At 40.8% G+C, this 19,216-nt stretch carries 11 protein-coding genes; 7 read left to right on the top strand and 4 right to left on the bottom strand.

Translation table 11 applies throughout. The annotated features are described in order from the left end of the window. Positions 1–2: 2 nt before the first annotated feature. Positions 3–1,301: a serine hydrolase domain-containing protein gene (locus tag FY048_RS10315; RefSeq protein ID WP_446091059.1), complete on the top strand. Its 1,299-nt coding sequence runs from the start codon at positions 3–5 to the stop codon at positions 1,299–1,301. 702 nt (positions 1,302–2,003) lie between these two features. Here the strand turns inward: FY048_RS10315 and recD are convergent. The 3 genes from recD to FY048_RS10300 all read right to left on the bottom strand — a co-directional run bounded on the left by recD (position 2,004) and on the right by FY048_RS10300 (position 11,201). Then, positions 2,004–3,755 carry an exodeoxyribonuclease V subunit alpha gene (recD, locus tag FY048_RS10310; RefSeq protein ID WP_446091058.1) on the bottom strand — a complete coding sequence of 584 codons (1,752 nt, stop codon included), beginning with the start codon at positions 3,753–3,755 and terminating at the stop codon, positions 2,004–2,006. Between the two features lie 108 nt (positions 3,756–3,863). Continuing rightward, a complete protein-coding gene (locus tag FY048_RS10305; RefSeq protein WP_446091057.1) occupies positions 3,864–7,562 on the bottom strand; it encodes a UvrD-helicase domain-containing protein in 3,699 nt (1,232 codons plus the stop codon). A gap of 3 nt (positions 7,563–7,565) precedes the next feature. Further along, positions 7,566–11,201 (bottom strand): exodeoxyribonuclease V subunit gamma, encoded by a 3,636-nt coding sequence (locus FY048_RS10300; protein ID WP_446091056.1) that lies wholly within the window; start codon positions 11,199–11,201, stop codon positions 7,566–7,568. 169 nt (positions 11,202–11,370) lie between these two features. Here FY048_RS10300 and FY048_RS10295 point away from each other — a divergent pair, with 169 nt between their 5' ends. Next, a complete protein-coding gene (locus FY048_RS10295; protein ID WP_151799192.1) occupies positions 11,371–11,877 on the top strand; it encodes a hypothetical protein in 507 nt (168 codons plus the stop codon). A gap of 22 nt (positions 11,878–11,899) precedes the next feature. Here the strand turns inward: FY048_RS10295 and pap are convergent, their stop codons facing one another. Beyond that, positions 11,900–13,318 (bottom strand): polyphosphate:AMP phosphotransferase, encoded by a 1,419-nt coding sequence (pap, locus tag FY048_RS10290; protein ID WP_004640882.1) that lies wholly within the window; start codon positions 13,316–13,318, stop codon positions 11,900–11,902. Positions 13,319–13,527: 209 nt separating this feature from the next. Here pap and FY048_RS10285 point away from each other — a divergent pair, with 209 nt between their 5' ends. From FY048_RS10285 to FY048_RS10265, 5 genes are all read left to right on the top strand, one after another. Continuing rightward, the gene (locus tag FY048_RS10285) at positions 13,528–14,235 is read left to right on the top strand and encodes an FFLEELY motif protein (RefSeq protein WP_446091055.1); all 708 of its coding nucleotides are present in this window, start codon (positions 13,528–13,530) and stop codon (positions 14,233–14,235) included. 147 nt (positions 14,236–14,382) lie between these two features. After that, positions 14,383–15,330, top strand: coding sequence for a bifunctional demethylmenaquinone methyltransferase/2-methoxy-6-polyprenyl-1,4-benzoquinol methylase UbiE (ubiE, locus tag FY048_RS10280; protein WP_016139421.1), 948 nt, complete (start codon positions 14,383–14,385; stop codon positions 15,328–15,330). Between the two features lie 11 nt (positions 15,331–15,341). Further along, positions 15,342–16,010: a ubiquinone biosynthesis accessory factor UbiJ gene (locus FY048_RS10275; RefSeq protein WP_446091054.1), complete on the top strand. Its 669-nt coding sequence runs from the start codon at positions 15,342–15,344 to the stop codon at positions 16,008–16,010. Between the two features lie 12 nt (positions 16,011–16,022). After that, complete coding sequence (locus tag FY048_RS10270) at positions 16,023–17,642, top strand: ABC1 kinase family protein (protein WP_016139423.1); 1,620 nt, start codon at positions 16,023–16,025, stop codon at positions 17,640–17,642. Between the two features lie 123 nt (positions 17,643–17,765). Continuing rightward, positions 17,766–19,079 (top strand): FAD-dependent oxidoreductase, encoded by a 1,314-nt coding sequence (locus FY048_RS10265; protein WP_446091053.1) that lies wholly within the window; start codon positions 17,766–17,768, stop codon positions 19,077–19,079. Positions 19,080–19,216 lie beyond the last annotated feature (137 nt).

Here is a 19,216-nt window from a genome sequence, read left to right as displayed (position 1 = left end):
GTGTGAAAATTTTTTCAACCAACACTTGTCCAGTACCGGACAATATTGAGCAAGTTATTCGTCGTCAAGATGAAGTTTCTGCTGAACAGGGTGGAATGACTGAACGCCAGATTCAAAAAATCTGGAACAGTATAGAAGCACTATATAAAACTGGAAATTATCCACTCATTACCTTCTGCTTACGTAGACAAGGTAAAATTTTGCTCAACAGAAGCATTGGATATGCTCAAGGGAACTCTCCGGCGGGACTACAGGAGAATGCCCTGATTGCGACTCCGGATACGCCCGTTTGTCTGTTTTCAGCATCGAAGATGATTACCGCTATGTTAATTCATCTATTAGATGAAAAAGGCGAAATCAATTTGCTTGATCCTGTGAGCTACTATATTCCCGAATATGGTGTTAACGGTAAGCGTCGTGCGACGATCTTTCATTTATTAGCACATCGTGGTGGCATTCCCTATATTGATGGCGATGTCACGCCCGAACTTCTATTTGATAAAGATGAAATTTTAAAACGTTTATATGCTGCCAAACCTGTGTCTCCTGCTGGTAACCATCTTGCCTATCATGCTGTGACGGCGGGTTATATTTTAGGAGAAGTCATTGAACGGGTGACTGGGCAAGATTTACGTGATTTTGTACATCAAACTATCGAAAAACCGATGGGAATGCCTTATTTCAATTATGGCTTAAAACCAGAATACCGCTCAGAGGTTGCCTTAAACTGTGCAACGGGTCTACACCCTCGCCTTGGCACCGACCACTACCTCAACCATGTATTAGGTGGAGGGTTGCAACTTGCAGTTGATGTCACTAACGATAACCGTTTTATGGACACAATTTGCCCAGCCGGCAACATTTATACCAGTGCAGAACAAGCTGGACGTTTCTTTGAAATGCTTTTAAGTGGAGGAAGTTATGGCGGTCAGCAAATCTTCAGTGAGAAAACGATTTTCAGGGCAACATTACCAACCACAGGCGTTAATATTGATCGTACTTTACTAATTCCAATGCGCTATGCGTTAGGTCCAATGTTAGGCAGTAATCCAGTTGGTTTGTTTGGCCCAATGACGGGGCAAGCTTTTGGCCACTTAGGGTTCTCCAATATTTTATGTTGGGCCGACCCTGAAAGAGATATTAGCGTTTCTCTGTTAACAACAGGAAAATCTGTAGTAGGAACACACCTTCCTGCTTTAGCCAACGTGCTTTATCAGATTTCAACTCAATGTCCACGTATTCCTAGAGATCAACGCCGATCTTTGTTTGGTAGCGACTCTCATGAAACTAACTTAGTATAAAAGCAAATAAAAAACCCAAGCATTTCTGCTTGGGTTTTTGCGCTGTAGTTTTTGTTTATCGTGTTATTTCTGTTTTTATTATCGTTAGTGAGATGCTAGTCACATCCTTCTTGTTGTTTTAACTCACTTCCAGTGTCTTTGTTTCTATTTCCTTATGTGATGTATTGTGACACATCCAATTATGAAGAAAAGTAGTATTTTTCTTATCATCATGTAAGCAAAAACGTACAGGTCTGTCTAATATTTAATAGATAACGGTTTTTGCCCCATTATCGTACAGTTCTGTATAACATTTAACTTAACAATTCACAGGAAAAATGGCTGTTTAAAAATCATATTACAGATAAATATATTGATATTATTGATATAAATTTTTAAAAGAAATTACACTCAATATTGGCTTAAATCCGAACTTTTCTAATCATTGTTTAGAAGTAAATAAAATTGAGAATATAAAAAAGCCCTGTAGTCTCTCCCAAAACTACAAGGCTTAGCGGCTGTAAGTTTCCTCTTTATACACCTACATCATTGTAAGTTCGCAGTCTCTCGACTTAAGCTATTATTATTGTGCGATTTTGCCCGACATTCCTTGCCAAGCTCGTTGTGCGTTTATAATCTCAAAAACGTGGGGTGTACTCTAGCAGCAAATATCTCGAATCTATGTAAGCTTTTTCTTACAAGGGTGAAAATATTAAGTTTGGCTTAACGAACTAACCGATTAACTTTCTGAACTAAACCACTTTTCCGTGTCGTACGAACTGTAAAGGACTGTAGTAAAGCTTCAGGATGAACCAAAAGACTCACTACTTTTTTAGCGCGTGTAATCGCTGTGTAAATAAGCTCTTGGCTTAATAAATTCTTTGCAGCATGATCCAGAACGACAGCAGTGTGTGTAAATTCAGACCCTTGCGATTTATGAATCGTTAAAGCGAATGCACTTTGAATACTTTTAGGTAATCGATTTGCAGCGACCCATTTATTCAAACTTGGAAAATATACTTCAAACTGCTGAGGTTGAGTTCTATGTTCAAAACACAAACCAATGTCACCATTTGAAATACCAAGTTGATAGTCGTTATAAGTCATCATTACCGGACGACCAACATACCATCCACCTGCTGTCACTATTGATAACTGTTGCTGTATCCAACGCTGCGCATATTGATTTAACTGCTGTAACCCAAATGGGCCATGACGAACAGCCGTTAAAATGCGGTAGTCATCAAAAGCTTTTACTACGTTTTGGACCTGTTCAATCGAGCGTTCTTCTTTTAAATAGTTTTTTAGGCTTTTTACATACCCTTGGAAACCGAGCATGAGCTTCTGATAATAAATTTCGACTTCTGCGTGATTCCCTTCTGGCAAATACTCAAGCTGAACCACATCTGGCATGTCATTTTGTAAAACTACGGGCTTTAGTTCAGAAACCTCAACAATATCAATTTCAAACTGCTGTAAAACAGCTACATGATCTTGTTGATAGGTTTGTGCCTGAATAAATTTAGCAACCTGCCCAATCAACGCCCCTTCAGCAAAACGGCGGCTGGTTTGTAATTGTACCCTGTTGTCGGTGAGTACCTGTATTTGTTGCAAGTCAGCAAGAACAGCTCCAACATCAACGGAAGCGAGCTGATTTGCATCTCCTAATAAAATAATTCGACAGGACTCTGGCACTGCTTCAAATAGAAGAGTAGCTAGATTTAAATCCAGCATGGAAGCTTCATCGACGACAATCACGTCATAAGGAAGCGGTTGTTTTTGATTAAAACGTGGTGTTTGGCTATGTCCCATTCCCAACAAACGGTGAATCGTTTGTGTTCCCTGATTCCTTAGTTCTTCACTCACTAATCCGGACTCAAGCAATTTAGGGTCATTAAACGAGTTCTGTAAAGCTTCTTGCATGCGCTGTGCCGCTTTACCTGTTGGAGCAGCCATCGCCACACGAATATGCGGAATTGCTTGGCTAAGCACAGCAATAATACGTGCAAGCGTATAGGTCTTACCCGTACCTGGCCCACCCGTAATAATACTCAGGCTCTGCCGAGCAACCATTTGTAAAGCTGCCTGTTGATGAGGATCTGTGAGGAGGCTTATATAGTCTTCACAAGATACAGGTTGAATTAATTGTTGCTTTAATCGACAAATTTGTTCTGCAAGGCGTTGCTCTAGATGCCAATATCGGTATAATGCCAACCCCTGCTCATCGTAGATGCATGGGGCAACATTTGAGGTTGCTTGATCGGCAGATATAGCAAGCTGACCAAGTGCTGCAATTTGCTCAGAACTGACATCAATACAGCTATCGCCTTGTAAGCTCGCTTCAATAAGCTGCTGCAAGTAAGAAGTGGCTTCTGGCCCTTGCGATTGCTCAGTAAATGGAGCCTGATTTAAGAAGTTACTCCACGTTGTTAACCAGCTTAAATCGGCTTGTTCAGAGCTATTTATATTGTCCACACACTTATCCACCTAGTTTTCCACACGCTTGTCCACATGGTTGTAGACAGGTTTATCCACATGCCAAATATTTGTTAATATTAAAATTACATACTTTATCAGCATTTTTCATGCAATTTTATCCTCAGCAAAATACCCTAAAATGGCGTCAAGACGCAGAATAAACTCAATGTTAGGCTGCCAGTAATAATAGCCCTGCTCAGCTTCACCATTCATGCCACGTAAATAAAGATAAGTTGCCCCACCTAAGTGTTGCTCAATTTGGTAATCCTGCATTTTGACTTGCAAATAGCGATGTAATGCAACGAGATATAAACCTGCCTGTAGCCAGTAACTTGCCAAAGACATACTTTGAGCAATGCTATCGCTACGATAATCTGCAAGATCATCTCCTAAGTAATTACTTTTATAATCGGCAATGTGGTAACGCTGCCCATCAAAATAAACCAAATCGATAGAACCATTAAGGTAACGTGCTGAACGCGCTTCAAGTAATTCAGGCATATTCAAACCATACTCAGCAAAGAGTTGCTGAATACGTTTCATGGCTAAAACCCGATCTGACAAGGCCAAATAAAAAGGAAACTCTGATAAATACTGCTCTTGTTGAAGCTGATTTAGTCGGAAACCTTGATAAAGAGGGGTTCGCAAGACATCTTTCAGCCACTCTGCAACTGACTGGTAAAGCAGATTTTCGGCATCTTCTTGCTCTGGGAAGCTCTCTATATATTTATTAAGTAAATCTTGCCAAAGACTACTATAGTCATTTTTAAAACGGCGACGTATTTCTATGATCCAGTCATCTGAACATTGAAAATCAATATGCTCAAAAATTTCATGTAAGAAATTACCAGCAAGCGTTCCTCGCGGAAAGTTACTCTTGATCCAGTCAATCGGCTGAGAACTAATTGCTTCAGCAGTGTTAATTAAATCCAGCTCATCTTCTGCTAATACAGCATCATTGCTCTGACTCGCCAATAAATCTGTGCCAGCCTTATGTTTTAAATGCTGTGCCAAGTAACTGAAACTGGTTTTACCTCTCGAATAAAAACGTTGTTCAGGAAACCGTTGTGCTTGTATTTCAATAATACTTGTTTGTTTGGCTAAATGAATTGCCTGTGGAATCTGCTCCAAAACCATTTCATCCGTACAGCAACGGTGTTGAAAAGGCTCAGTCCTATTTTTCCAAAATGCGAGGCCTGATACCGATTTTCCATCAAGATCTTGTAAAAGTGCATAGACGCGGTGGCTTGCTCGCGTTAGAGCCACATACCAAAGGCGATTCTGTTCAGCAAGCGCTCGTTCTTCGTGCTGCTTAAGTTCAACTTCATTCAAATAAGTTTTATCAGCAATCGCGACCACACGTTGAGTCAGGGTCTGGCTTGAGTCTGGCTGGACCACATCTTGGGTCGAGAAATTCAGAGTTTTATTATTTTCTCGAAAGGGCTTGTCTGCACCTAATAAGAAAACAATCTTAAATTCCAGTCCTTTTGACTGGTGAATTGTCATGAGCTGAACACCAGCTTCACTCGACAATTTACGCTCTAACTCCCAATCACGATCAAGAGGAGAACCCAACTGTTTGAGATACCAGTGATAGAGGTTTTGCGCGCCTGAGTATTTCTCACTGTGCTGACTCAAAATTTCAGTCAAATGACGCAAGTTCACCACAACCCGTTCATTATCTTTACTTTGGGCAGCGACCAAATTTTGCCATATATCAAACTGGATGAGACATTGCTGCCATGCCACTAAAAAGCCTTGAGCGGACCACAACTCACGAATGACGTCAAAACCGGTCATAAACTGGCTTAACCCTTCGGCTGTCTGCTCAAGCTGCAAGAGTTGTTTTAAATCCATGGCAAATAAACGACTAATTAAAGCTCGCTTCACTTTTGCCTCATCGTAAGGATGAAGTATGGCAGTCAGCAAAGCACCAACGTCTTGGGCAATCGTGCAATCGAAAACACTTCGTTTTGATGGTCTGTTAACCCGAATTCCTAAACGCTCTAGCTCAAATTGAACTTTATCAAGCCCATCATGGTTACGGGACAATACCGCAATATCATCTTCATTTAAGGTTTGAGTCTGAGCATCTTTTTGAAAATATAGTTGTCCAGCATGTGACTGGTTGAGTAGATCCCGAATCTTCCAAGCAACTTGCTGAGCCTCTGTTTCTTTATCTTTGAGCATGAGCCAGCGTAAAGGATGAGGATTATGATTGTTCTGCTCAATCAGTACAGGATGGGGCCGAGTTCCTGCTCGAATTGGGTCATATTGAACCTCTTCACCAAAATCCATTTGTCGTTGAAATAAGGCATCGACCACTTCAACTAAGTCAGCAACAGAGCGATGGTTATGAATTAACTTATATTCGCGGCCGTGTTTGGCTTGAATATCTTTATAGGCATTTAAGAAGGTGAGCATATCCCCACCACGGAAACCGTAAATCGCCTGTTTACGGTCACCCACCATAATCATGCAGCCTTTTTGGTAGCGCTCTGGATGACGCCAAATGCTCGCCAGCATATCGTCTTGATCTTGGTTAGTGTCTTGAAATTCATCGACCAAAATTAAGGGATAACGTGCCTGAACAAATACAGCAAAACGCTGCCCCTGCTCACCTTTTAAAGCTTCAGAAAGTGTACGAATTTGCTGAGAAAAAGTAGTTTCACCTTTATTTTGTAAAACCTGAGGTAAACGTTTTTTCACCTCTACACACAAATAGGCTTTTAAAAAAATATGAAGCTGGTCGAACTGCTCGGCGTAGTTTTTCAGTACACCAAATAACTGCTGAATCTGTTGAATACAAGGATGTTGATAGAAACCATCTGAAATTTCAGCAGGACATTTCTTAAAAACTTTCTGATCGGCAAGTTGACCTAAAAATTTAAAAACAAGCTCACGTTGTGCTGCCAAAGACCCATCAAAAACCAAAATGCTGTCGCTTTGCGTTAGAACTTGCAAAAGCTGCGGTAAACACTCACTAAATAATTTATTAAACACCCCATTACGAAATATTGTGCCGCTCACATGTTTATAGTGTTCGCCATCAAGCAAGTAATACGGCTTTAAAAGGCTTAAGTCAATTTCTGTTGCCAACTGTTTGAGCTGAGCAAGTTGTTCAAATTGAATGGTTGTTTTTTCAGGAAGTTTAAAATGAGCAGAACTAAAGTTAAGAGAGTCTTCGACCAGTTTGACAAAACCATCGACACTTTTTAACTCTCCTGCTAGATACAACGCATCAATCACGGTCTGAGGTTGAGACTGTATCCATTCACGCAAAACATCATGAATCAATTGTCGGCTATAAGTTTTAGCATCATCGGTAATTTGAGCGCGTTCAATTTTGCCACTCTCAAAGGCAAACTCACGTAATAGTTTTTGGCTAAAGCTATCGAGTGTTCCGACAAATAACTCGTCTAACTGATCGATGACCAGTTTTAAACGTTCACACGCATAGGCAATACGCGTCGCGAAGCTTTTTAAAATATGTTGGAGTAATAAATCAGGCTCTTGCTCGGCCTGCATCATTAATTCGTGTTCAGTAAAACTGCGTTTGGTCTCTAAGTAACGATACGTTTCAACCAAACGGGCGCGAATACGACTTTTTAACTCAGCAGCGGCAGCACGGGTAAACGTGGTTGCAATGACTTGTCTAGGCAAATATTTTTCAAGAAAGATACGAACCATCAAACTTGATAAGGTATAGGTTTTTCCTGTACCGGCCGAAGCTTCAATTAAGTGTAATCCACTAAATTCAATATCAATAATAGGTTGATAAGACACCTGTACTCTTGAGTTCATGTCTTACTCCGAATGTTGAAATTGAAAAACCGGATGATACAGATCATACGCAAACTCATCACAAGCATGTTGAAGCAAAGCTTGCGCATCTTGTTCTTGTAAAATAAAGCTCCAGTCTCGATGCAACTTGCAAGCTTCATTTTGAGTCATATCCATCGTGGTAAATGACCCTGTTTCATTCCAGTATTTTAACAGCTCAGCATAGCTCTTCTCATCCAGTTTTGCTTTTTCTGCCTGATCTGCCGTTTCCCACTGATATGCTTTGGCTTTTTCTAGCGGTTTTAATAATAAGGCTGCTGGCAAAACTAGTGGTTGTTGTTGTGCATAACGCCAGATTTTAAACCACGGTTGTAAATATTGCCGAGCCTGTTCAGAACTCACACCGCTACAAATCACGGTTTGATCACTAAAAACCACAATGCGGCGCTTTTCAGCTCCTGCACTTCCTTCATTCAAATAAGCTAACCAAAGTAAGTGTTCCAACCAGACTTTCGCACGTCTTTTTGCCCGAGCGCTTGAAGGTTCCATACTGACCCAATCCTGAGTTTCAGACTTTGGAACAGTAATATTCATATGAAGCTGTTTGGCAATTCGCCAAACTCGCTGAGTCGTTTCAGTTACCGCTGGCGCGTATTGATGGAGGCGTTCAAGCAGGCACTCTTGTTCAAAAACACCTTGCTGCCACGCGCTATATTTGACTTTGCCTACAGGTAATTGATCAAGTAATACCTCAGGTTGTGCTTGTTGATCGGATTGCTGTAAAAAATGTCGAATCGCATAACGTCCTAAACCATCTAGTAACAAGGGTTCATTTTGGTCAAGCAGTCCAACACTTCCTAAGTTTTCTACCCCTAAAGTTTTCAAATACAACCTTGCGGGGAACGTCACATCCTGTATCCATTGCAGGCTATCTAAAACCAACATGTCAGGCGCTTGCAGCGGATAGGTCGTATTCGCCCAAGGTTGACGGTTTCCTGAGACTTGCTGAATTTGTGAAGCAACCTTAAACCAATGATCTTGGTAACGAACACCACTTTTTTCTACAGAAAAACCTTTCGGATCAAAAGGCTGTAAGTGATGGAGGTGATACAGTTGTTTTAACTGGGATGGAATCTCAATCCCTTCAACAACAACATTTTCAGGTACATCGTCTTCGGCTTTTACAATCAAGGCAAGGTGTTCACGGAACTCTTGAAGAATACTGGAAGGTTCTCTCACCTCTCCATCGTTCACATCAAACCCGTTATAAAACAACCATAAATTTTCTTGGGCTAATAATAATGCATCTAAAAAAGCGCCCTGATCATCTTCAAGACGAGAGCGGTCTCCTAACTGTTGGCGTAATGCATCCATTAAATCAAATGGAACGTGTGTATCACGGTTTGGGAATTGCCCTGCATCAAGATTTAACATCACTATTAAGCGATAAGGGAGCGGCCGAATATGTCCAATTTGGGCAAAGGTAATTTGCCCTGTCGGTTCCGCTTGTGCACTTTGGCTTTCTAAGGTCCGTTGAATTTCTTCAATAATATAAGGTAGAGGCAACGTAATTTTGCGCAAAGTTCCTGTTTCTGTCTCTGCGTAATAACTTGCGAGCGTCAACATTCGCTCTTGTTTTTTGACAATTTCTCGAACAGCTTTTAAAGCAGCAACACCCACCTGCTCAAATTCGACAATATCTTTACCCAGTACTTGGAGCCAATATTCAACCGTATAGATTTGCCCCTGTTCATGCAGGGTTAACCAATCACGGCGCTCATTCAAATCTTGATAAATCTGAATGAGTGTACCAATCAACTCAAAATCACCTGGTTGAACTTTGGCATAACTCAGCACTTGATTAAATGTTTCATGTACAGGCACGGCAATACCAAGAGCCAATCGTTCTAAAGCAAATTTAAAGCTATATCGATAATCATCATCACCCTCACACAAGCTGCGCTTGAGATGCTCTGCATCAAGCCCTCGTTTAAAGCCTACATCGGCAAGTAAATTTAAAATTCGCTCAACCTGAACATATTCAAGTTCGTAACGTTGCTGGGTCGCATGCAAACTTAACCAGTCAGCAAAATCATCAAAGCTAAAACGCCCCTGCATCAGTTGAATACGCCCAATTACAGCACGCCAAGCATTCAGTGCATCAAGTGATGCAACACCTGCAATTTTCACGGGCAAATGCACACCCTGTTCAGTAGCAGTAGCGGGAAATACACTTCGAATTAAAGGCTCTATGTCAGCCAAATTAGGAACTAAAACTAAAATATCGTTTGGACGGCGCGGCTGCTCATGCGGTTTAGCCAGCCAACCAATCAATTGCTCTTTTAATACTTCAAGTTGACGTAGAGTCGAATGACAAACATGAATCTGAATAGAGTCATCATCGGAAGCAAGCTCATATTTTTTAGCTTGGGGTTCCACTAAATGCAAAATATCTGACTGAACTTTACCGAGTAAATTTTCAGGGAAATCATCCACAAAAGCATCAACCCACTTACCTTCTTCACCTGTAGACAAATTCGATAATAGTGAAAAGTGGTCGCGGGCTTGCTTACCCAATCTGGTTAAAAGCGGATGTCGGGACTCACGTGCTTCAGCATTAAAGTTGAGTGTAAATTTATTAAAGAAATCACTAATTTCAGCATCTGTAGCCTTTGGATTTTTTGCAATGAAACGCTCTTTTACCCCTAAGTCATAACGCTGCTTCCAGAGTGGATCGACACTATCAGCCCAATATTCTTGTGAAGGGTTATAGTGCAAAATCAACACATCAATATATTGACCTAAACGACGCAAGAACTGTAATTGACTTGGCGGTAAATCCAATAACGTAAAGATCACTACTTGAGTCGGTAAGCTAGAAATAGCGCGTTTACTGCGGTCCGGATGATCTAACTCTTGCCAAAATAATTCATCAATTTGCTGCATCTGCACAAAGTCATCATGAAAATATTGCTGCCACAACCAACGCTGCCAACGTTCTAGCTCCTCAGTTTGGTGCAATGCAAAAGCAGTCACTTCTTCGTCTTTTTTTACAATATATTTTTCAATATCGAGTGCTCGGCCTTGTCCCCAAGTCGCCAACCAGTTTTCAGGACAAGTGCAACTATTTTCACAACCACGCTGGCACTGTCCACGATAAATCATATAGTTGCTAAATAGATCGGCAACCTGCTCAGCGACCCAATACAGCATTTTTTGTTTTTTTAGTTGTTTATCTATGCCTTGCTCAAGCCGGTCTGCACTGTCATAAATGCGCTGAACAATAGAATGTAGAGGATGTGAGGTATCTATGCTAATTGCATCAGGTTGTATAAATTCATACAAAGCCTGATGAACCCGCCATTTAAAAATTAAACGTGGAATATTCGCTTTACGGACCTGTTCTTTATGGGCAGTTAAAACTTGCTGATAGGCATACCACTGGAAACCTCGTACCCGTTGATGAAACTGGTAATTGGCACTCATGCCTTGCTGTTCTGCAAGTTTCTGTATCAGCCACTGCTCAACCGCAGGACTTGGAACAACAAAATGCTGTGTTTTCAAAACCTGTAAAGGATGCGTTGAAGTTTGCGATGTAGACGCTAATACACCTTGCAACAACACATCAATACGTTGACTTTGAATAACATGAATCCCCATTTATTTCATATCCTGCTTGCATAATTTATGCACAAAATCATAAACATTCATTACTATACAACTGAATCTGACTATGTCACGTTGGTTTAAACACAGCATAATTTAACTTTAGGTGTCACTTACACTTGGTTTGAATGACGCCATCAAGAAACTTACACAGGTAGACATTATGAAAATTGATAACATTCCTGACTATATTGATCCTAGCCTAAATCTGGAACAAATTCGCGATGAGTGTCATGACCTCATCAAGAAAAGAGCTTACGTCTCAGCAGGAGCGGCAATTGTACCCATTCCGTTTTTAGACGTGGTGATAGATTTGGGAATTTTGTCGTACCTTATTCCAGATATCAATTCCCGTTTTGGCTTAGCACATGAGCACGTTAGTGTTTACGACCCAAAAACTAAAACTATTCATTGGGATGAATTACGTAAACGCGGTTTTGAATTTTCAGGTTTTGTAGTGGCACGTACTACTGTTAAAAAAACATTTAATGGTTTTTTGGGCAAAATCGTAACGAAACAGGTGACTAAATTTATACCGCTAGGCGGACAAATTGTAGCAGCAAGTTTAGGCTATTTCATGATGAAAAAAATAGCAGAAACTCACCTGAATGACAGTTACAATCTTGCAAAACGTATTCAGCAAAAAAGCCGTACCACTATTGTAAATTAGTAGATACCTTATGGCTGAGAGCTTAATCTGCTCTCAGCTGTTTTAAAACCGCCTTTAATACTTCTAGACGTGCAGTATATTTATCATCCGTTGCAACAATATACCAAGGTGCGTATTCAGTACTGGTTCGCTCAAACATATCTGCTGCCGCTTTTAAATAATCGTCCCACTTATCACGATTACGCCAATCTTCTGCGGTAATTTTAAAGCGTTTATGCGGTGTCTCTTCTCTGGCTTTAAAACGTTGCTCTTGTTCATCTTTACTAATTGCCAGCCAAATTTTTACTACAATCGTTTGACTATCAAATAAATCTTTTTCAAAACGATTAATTTCGTCATAAGCACGCTGCCACTCTAAAGGCGAAGCAAAACCTTCGACACGTTCAACGAGTACTCGCCCATACCACGTCCGATCAAAGATCGTGATTTTCTCTGCCTCATTAATACGGTTCCAGAAACGCCATAAATAAGGATGTCGTGCCTCGTACCGTTCAGGTGCTCCAATACAGTGAATATCATATTCACGCGGATCTAGGTTTTTAACAATTCGCTTAATTGCACCACCTTTACCAGCGGCATCCATCCCCTCAAAAGCAATCACGACATTGCGTTTATCAAAACGCATTGCATCAGCAATTTTTTTGCTGAGTTTATCGAGCTCTTTTTTATATTCAGCTTTTTCAAGTGGCTCATTAGAAGGTTTTAATAAACTCTCTGGAATTTTAGCTTGTTGCCATTTTCCTTTAACTTCAGTTTCATGGTCAGGAAGTTGACGCATGTGTTGCAAAAGGTATTGAGCAAAAAACTGATCGCGTTGTGTTTCATCTTCGCCATCAATAATGTACCAATCGTCGGTAAAACGGCGGCGTAACTTTTGCAAAGTGTCATATTGTTTTTTATTACGCCAGTCTAGACCATGGAGTTTATGCCAGTGTTGCTCTGACGGGTCAATTTTGTCTAAACGTTTTTGCAGTGATTTCCATGAAAGATCAAACCAGACTTTAACGACATCGACATAGTTATTTTTCAAATCTTGTTCGAATGCCCGCATACTTTCAACGTAAGCATCAAATCGCGCCTCATCTAAAGGTTCAGACACATGCGTTGCCGTAACAAGTAAATCGCTATACCAATTGCCAAACATCACCACTATTTGACCTTCGGTAGGAATAAACTCCGAATAAGATTGCCAAAATGCTTCTGTATCTGTCAGCACACGTGGTGCATCTGCTTTTACTCTTAAATATCTTGGATCTAGCCACTCGCGAAGCTGCTTAACCGCCTCGCCTTTTCCAGCCAGTTCAATACCACTCATTAAAATGAGTGTACTTTTAGCATTGGGCTTTCCACGACTTTCTTTTAAAGCATATTGTGCTTCAATCAAATCGACCGAAAGCTGTTCTTCATCTCGAATTTCAAATTTTGGTTGTTGTTCACTCATAGTCCACGGCTCTAATATTTTATTGTTTAATTTCGATGATCTTTAACTTATGCGGTTAAATGATGAATTGCTATACAAATTATGTCATTGCGATAGAAATCTATCGAAGAATTGACGCATGAATCATTTTTTTTACATCTTCTCGCCATAGTACAAGGTTACAATGCCTCTTATGATTTTTTGCAAATAGCCCAATATTAGAGCCTTAAATGTCTAAACTCGCTGCTTTTGATGAACTTTTACAACAATATAAAACATTTAATTATCACGATAATCCAGTGCTTGCCCAACGTTTGCAAGATGTACAAACATGGCTAAAAGAGCGGATGAAAGATACGCATCACGACTTTTTTAATCTGCCTGAACATAAACTCATGGCACAGTATTTTTTAAATCGTTTATATGGCGGTCCAGAGTTTGATGCTCTTGCAGCTCAAATTGAACGCCTATTGAAATATGCGCATAAAGCAGAAAAAGTATTGCCTGAAAATGCAATTAAAACTGGAACTAAATCGGTAAGTTTGGCAGTACTTGCCACTCAGCTTGATGAACAAGTAGCGATACAGCTTCTTGAGGATTATCCAGCAGATACAGTGTTAACCGATGAGATTATGCGTTTAACGCTAACTAAACTTGATCAGGCAGAAGCTCGTTATCAACAACTTGCTCTTCTTGACGACTTAGGCGCAGCACTCGATAAATATATGCGCTCATTTATGATGTTTACGGCTTTTAAAATGTGTAAAGGCATTGCCCAAAAATATCATTTCGAATTGATGTATGATTTTATTCAAGATGGTTTTAGCGCGATGAAACCGTTAAAATCAGCCGAGAACTTTATCAAGACTTTTACTGAAAAAGAACGCCAGATTATTGAAAATGTACATTCAGGGCATCCGAATCCGTTTAGAGTGTGATAAGGTCGGCACAGAGAAAAAATCAACCTTACGAAGTTGAGATTTTATTCATTATATTTGCATGATGATGCCTGTAAAAATAGACAAAATCTGTCATCATGCAGAACTTATTCCGTTTCACTTGAGTTTGAGTCTAGGAGAGACAATATGTCTAACGAAAACCAAAAGCCAACATCTCCAACTGAGCAGGCACAAAGTTCAGACAAAGTTAGCCCATTCCTAAGCTCACCTTTACCGCAAGGTACCCCTCAAGGGCAACAACAAACTTTACAACAAACCCTAACCGATACACCGGTTAACGGTTCTGTACCAAAATATAATTTACCACGTGGTGCTAGCAATACTGGTAACGTGGGAGAAACCACACACTTTGGTTTCTCAACTGTTAAAACTGAAGATAAAGCTCAAAAAGTTGCAGAAGTATTCCACTCGGTTGCAAGCAAATATGACTTGATGAATGACCTAATGTCATTTGGTATTCACCGCCTATGGAAACGCTTTGCAATTAACATGTCAGGTGTCCGCCGTGGTCAACACGTGTTGGATATTGCTGGTGGTACAGGCGATTTAGCAAAAGTATTCAGCCGCGAAGTTGGTCCTCAAGGTCATGTCGTTCTTTCCGACATTAACGAATCTATGCTTAATGTTGGTCGCGACCGCCTAATTGATGCAGGCTGTACCAATGTTGACTTCGTACTTGCCAATGCAGAAACGTTAGAACCTTTTGCAGACAACAGCTTTGATCTACTCACCATTAGCTTTGGTTTACGTAACGTGACAGATAAAGATGCAGCACTTGCATCTATGTTCCGTGTGTTGAAACCAGGTGGCCGTTTACTTATTCTTGAGTTTTCTAAGCCTGTATTTGAGCCATTCTCAAAACTTTATGACCTCTATTCATTCACTGCTTTACCGATTATGGGTAAGTTAGTTGCAAATGACTCAGAAAGTTATAAATATTTGGCTGAATCAATTCGTATGCATCCAGACCAACGTACCTTAAAAGGTATGATGGAAAATGCTGGCTTCCAGAACTGTGACTATCACAACCTTACTGCTGGTATCGTTGCTGTTCACCGCGGCTTTAAACTGTAAGGGATAACGATATGTGGTCGATTCTGGCACTCGGTGCAGTCGAACGTATCATTCATCATCTGATCGATCTGGATGCGGTTACACGCATTCAGCTTAATCAGTTACAGGGCAAAATGTTGCGTGTTGTGATTGATAGTCCGCAGCTTTCTGTCGATGTATTCTTTGACCAAGAAAAAGTACGTCTTGAACCTACTGCAACAGGGCACAGTGAAAAGCCTTCTATTTTTGAACAACGCCCTTTTGATGCGCAATTCAAAATTTCTGAAGCAACAGCAACTTTGCATGTTAAAGATGTCGTCGAACTGATTAAATTATTGGTCAACGATCAAGATCAGATTGGCAATATTCCATTGCAAGGTGACTACCACCTGCTACAGGATATTCAAAAGATTATGCAGCAAGCTGAACCAGATTTAGCTGCGCATTTATCAAGATGGGTAGGTCCTCAACTCGCCCACGAAATTGGCAAGATTCAACTTGCACCAAAACATTTAAAACGCTCTCTTCAAAGTCATCTATTTTTTGCAAAAGACGCATTAAAAGAAGATAGCGGTCTATTTGCCCCTCGTTGGGAAATGGACGATTTAACTCAAGCAACTCGCAAGCTTAATCAAGACATTGACCGTCTAGAAGCAAGATTGCAGCAACTCAACACACAACTACAACCCTCTCAAGACTAGGTAAGACTGTATATGATTCCGCACGTTTCACGTTTACTCGAACTTTGGCGTATTGCAGCGCACTATAGACTCGATACGTTGTTCCCTGCGGATGAATTACCAGTTAAAGCTCAACGTGCATTAAGTGTTATTAAAATGCACCCAGCTGCATGGTCTAGTCGCGAACGTAAAAATCCTTTAAAGCTCAAAGAAGCTTTAGAAGAGATGGGGCCGCTCGCAATTAAGCTTGGACAATTACTGTCAACTCGACGTGATTTGATTCCACCTGAAATACTTGCTCAATTGGTCTTACTTCAAGATCAAGTAAAACCGTTTGATATCAATGTTGCCAAACAACGTATTCAAGAATCGTTAAAAGCTGACGTAAATACCTTGTTTGCACGATTTGATGACCAGCCATTAGCAGCTGCTTCAATTGCACAAGTTCATACTGCTGCTTTGCATGATGGTCGTGAAGTCGTTATTAAGGTGACTCGTCCCGACATTCGCAACCAGATTTTGCAAGACTTTGAAATTTTGGCATGGCTAGGCAACACACTAGAAAGCCGCCTTGAAGCTGCTCGCGCCTTACATCTCTCTGAAATTATTCAAGACTACCGCCAGATTATTTTAAATGAGCTGGACTTGAGTATGGAAGCAGATAACACCCGTCGTATGCGCCATTATTTTACTGGCTCAACCATGATGTATGTGCCTGAAGTCTACATGGACACCAAAGATGTCATGGTGGCAGAGCGTATTACAGGTGTACCTATTTCAGATACGGCAACCTTTGACCGTCTTGGCATGGACCGCGCACAACTTGCAGAAAAAGGATTAACCATTTTCTTTACGCAAGTATTCCGCGATAACTTTTTCCATGCCGACATGCACCCTGGCAATGTCTTTGTAGAAACAATTAACCCAAGCAATCCACGCTTTATTGCATTGGACTGTGCAATTATGGGGGAGTTATCTAAGCATGACCAGATGACCATTGCTCGCATGTTGCTTGCTGTAATGAACAGCAACTTTATGCAACTCATTCAAATTGTGCATCAAGCTGGCTGGATTCCACCGGGTACAGACCAAGATGCGCTATCGCGTGAAATGCGTCGCACGGTTGGGCCAATGGTGTCTAAACCAATGGATCAACTTGATTTTGCTGGCATCTTGATTCAAGTGATGGATATTGCCCGTCGCTTCCATTTAGAGATTCCACCGCAACTCATGTTGTTGCTAAAGACTTTAGTGCATGTCGAAGGCTTAGGGACCGATCTTTATCCGCAGCTCGACATCTGGAAATTGGCAAAACCAATTTTGACTGAATGGGTCAAAGCCAACATGAACCCAGTCAAAAATATAAAAGAGTTAGGACAGCAACTACCTGACCTGCTTTTAGGTGCTCAAGATTTCCCAAGCTTAATTGTCGATAGTTTAAATGGTTTAAAAAATCAGTCTGCTTGGCAAGACCGTCAGTTACGCGAAATGCAGCAACTTCGTTTGCAAATGGAACATCAACAACGCCGCAGTTGGATGTTCGGTAGTAGCATGCTGATTTTACTCACCATCGCGATTATTAGTCCTTGGTTTGTTTCTATTATTTTAATTGTGCTAAGCAGTTTATTAGCGCTTTGGCGTATATTGAAATAAGTTTAAAATCCCTTGCCCGCGCAAGGGATTTTTTTATGGCTAACTTTAATTTTTTAAAAAATATAGATCGCTTATTCGTTCATTGCTAAATTAGCACTCATAAATGCTTGAAAAGAACAAACAATGAAAACACCTCATTTTGCCATTATTGGTGCAGGTACTGCAGGTTTAGCCACTGCGATTTTGCTCGCCCATGAAGGTAATAACGTTACTATTTTTGAACAAGTTGATGAGTTATCTCCAGTAGGCGCTGGTTTATTACTACAACCAGCGGGCTTAGCAGTATTTGAACATTTAGGTGTGCTCGATAAGGCTCTAACATTAGGAGCAAAAGTAACTGGCTTAGAAGGACAACTTCCCAACAAGCGTCTTTTAGTCAACAGCCACTATCACGAAGCATCCGCAAATCTCTATGGTTTGGGTATACACCGAGCTACTTTATGTCATGTACTCACCCAAAAACTTAGTGAATATCCAAGCCAGATTACTTGGTGTATGAACCATTCTGTTGAGAGTTTTGAAGAACATAATGATGAAGTTCGACTATTCGGAACTCATCAAAGTCAAAAGTTTGATGCTCGGTTTGATGCCGTCCTTATTGCCAACGGTGCGCGTAGCCAATTACGCCCCAGAGCATGGGTGAAGGTTGACCAAGCCTACCCTTGGGGTGCGGCGTGGAGTATCGTACCTGAGTGCCAAGTACTCGATTCTGAAATTCTGCATCAATTTTATGATCGCTCGAAGATTATGATGGGAATTCTTCCTACAGGAGCGATTCCAACAGAACCGCAACAGCGCCTTTCAAGTATCTTCTGGAGTTTACCGACGCCACAATTACAAAGCTTTTTGCAAGATGAGCAAGCTAAACAAACTTGGTTAAAGCAAGTCTCAGAGCGATGGCCCAAAGTTGCAGAATGGCTAAAAGAGATTTTATACGACAGCCAAATTCAGCCTAAATGGCTATCTGCAAACTACCGTGATGTAGTCATGACTCAATTTGGTCAAGGCAGAATTGGTGTGATTGGAGATGCAGCTCATGCAATGAGTCCGCAGTTGGGACAAGGCGCAAATATGGCATTATTAGATGCTTGGGCTTTTTCCCAGTCATTGCAACATGCTCAAAAGAACCAAAATATTGACTGGACCCTGCTCTGGCAGCACTACCACCAGCTTCGGCGCTCATCCACCCAGTTTTATCAATTTTTTAGTCGCTTATTAACACCACTTTATCAATCTGACCATGGGTGGGCTGGAGGCTTAAGAGATCTTGTTTTTCCTTGGATGTATCAAATTCCTTATTTTCGAAAGGAAATGGCAATTACGATTTCGGGCTTAAAGACAGGTCCATTCCAGCAGATTGATTATGATCAAGTCGCGCACTCATCCAAAGAAAGCAGTATATTTAGGCTTAAGAGTGAATCTCTATCTGACTCTTAAAAGCAATAGGATACAAGCTGTTTATTAAGCTGACAGAGACAAAAAGCGCAAAGAATTTCTCGGCAAAGCGACGCTGATGCCGTACACTATACAAGCTATTTTTTAGCATCTGACTTAAATCAATTTATAGTTCATAT

Source organism: Acinetobacter sp. 1124_18A (assembly GCF_052824995.1).
The sequence above is the reverse complement of the archived record's forward strand: the minus strand, read 5'-3'. Positions and strand labels throughout refer to the sequence as shown.